The sequence below is a fragment of the Alcanivorax sp. HI0044 genome (assembly GCF_001634945.1).
In genome coordinates, this window is sequence record NZ_LWEZ01001587.1 from 1 (window position 1) to 1,214 (window position 1,214).

Sequence of the window (1,214 nt, forward strand, 5' to 3'; positions counted from 1 at the left end):
GCGCCACCGCCATGGCCAGCGGTGAAAGCCAAATAAAACCTTTGCCATTCGCATTCATGCCTTCTCTCCTTGATGGATATCCATTCCGGCCAGCAGGCCGGGTGGGCAGGACCCTGAGTCCTGCTTCCATTACCCGCAGAAGAAACCGGCGGATGTAACAGGAGGTAATGTTTTAGGTGATATGGGTAAGGCGCTTGTGGGAACCACAAACCACCGGTTGTCCGACAGGGACAAATCCTGCCTTGCTGGCAGGCCCCGGAATCGCTAGCCTGCAACGGTAATTTCGCTTCCCCGGAGCCTGGCTTCGGGGTATTCTGAAAGCCACCATAACAGCCCGAAGGGCCACCTTTTCCATCTTGGACACACCACTCGTTTCACAGCACATCAGCCTCGAACCCAACGATTCCCGTCGACTGGCCAGCCTCTGTGGCCGCCTGGATGAGCACGTCAAGCAGATCGCGCAGCGCCTGCACGTGGAAATCCTCAATCGCGGCAACCAGTTTCACCTGGCCGGAGACGCCGACGCCGTGGATGCGGCCGGGGCCATTCTCAGTGAACTCTACGACCAGACCCGCGACGGCACCGAGCTGACCCCGGAAATGGTGCACCTGCACCTGCAACAGTCCAACGTGGCTGACCAGGCCGGTAACGCCCGCGCAGACAACACCGTGCCGTTTCCCGGCGAGGACGTACTGATCCGTACCAAACGGGTACGCATCAAGCCCCGCGGCGCGCACCAGCGCGAATACGTCAAACAGATCCGCAAACACGACATCAATTTCGGCGTGGGCCCGGCGGGTACCGGCAAGACCTGGCTGGCCGTAGCCTGCGCCGTGGATGCCCTGGAAAAAGCCGAGGTGCAACGCATTCTGCTGGTGCGCCCGGCGGTGGAAGCCGGTGAAAAACTGGGTTTTCTGCCCGGCGACCTGGCGGAAAAAATCGATCCCTATCTGCGCCCGCTTTACGATGCTCTCTACGAGATGATCGGCTTTGAAAAAGTGGCCAAGCTGATGGACAGAATGGTCATCGAAGTGGCGCCGCTGGCGTACATGCGCGGGCGCACCCTGAACAACAGTTTCGTGATTCTGGATGAAGCCCAGAACACCACCCCGGAACAGATGAAAATGTTCCTTACCCGGATCGGCTTTGGTACGCGCGCGGTCATTACCGGCGACGTAACCCAGGTGGATTTGCCCCGCCATCAACGCTCCGGC

Annotated in this window: 1 protein-coding gene; it reads left to right on the forward strand. The window is 59.9% G+C overall.

Translation table 11 applies throughout. From position 1 onward, the window contains the following. Positions 1–356: 356 nt before the first annotated feature. Positions 357–1,214 (forward strand): PhoH family protein (locus A3730_RS24065; RefSeq protein WP_063539135.1); only part of this gene is annotated, 858 nt, incomplete at its 3' end.